At 61.7% G+C, this 504-nt stretch carries 1 protein-coding gene; it reads right to left on the bottom strand.

The genetic code is table 11. The features are described from left to right. Positions 1–51: 51 nt before the first annotated feature. Positions 52–504: IS30 family transposase (locus ACLKMW_RS26530; protein WP_415727527.1), on the bottom strand; the 453-nt coding region annotated here is incomplete at its 5' end.

Genomic DNA, 504 nt, shown 5'->3' with positions numbered 1-504 from the left:
GTGTGAGTTCTCGTCGAAGTGCGACTTTGCAGCCGGAGCAGGCTAGCCGGTTCATCGACGGAGGGCCAGGAGCTTCTGCCGGAACACTTCCGAGGGCGTTCTGAAGCCCAGACACTTGCGAGGCGTGGCGTTGAGATGGGCGCAGAGCTGTTGGAGCTGCTGATCGTCGATCGACAACGGGTCGACGTCTCTCGAGAGCCATCTGCGGGCACGGCGGTTGGTGTTTTCGACGGTGCCTTTTTGCCACGGCGATTGCGGATCACAGAACCACGTCTGGACGCCGAGCCCGGCTTGCAGATAGGGCCCGTCGGTAAATTCGGTGCCGCGGTCGAAGGTGATTGAGCGCCGCGCCGCATGGGGCAGGGAGCCGAGCGCATGGATTAGCCCATCCATGATTGGTTTCGACTGGCGATCGTTGTTGCGCAGGAACACGGTGAAGCGGCTGACGCGCTCGACCAGCGACGTCATGTTGGCCTGACCGAACTTTTTGCGGAACTGGATCAG

The sequence above is a fragment of the Borborobacter xinjiangensis genome (assembly GCF_047739745.1).
Taxonomy (GTDB): Bacteria; Pseudomonadota; Alphaproteobacteria; order Rhizobiales; family Rhizobiaceae; genus Pseudaminobacter.
Note: the sequence above shows the minus strand (reverse complement) of the source record. Positions and strands in the feature narration are given on the sequence as shown.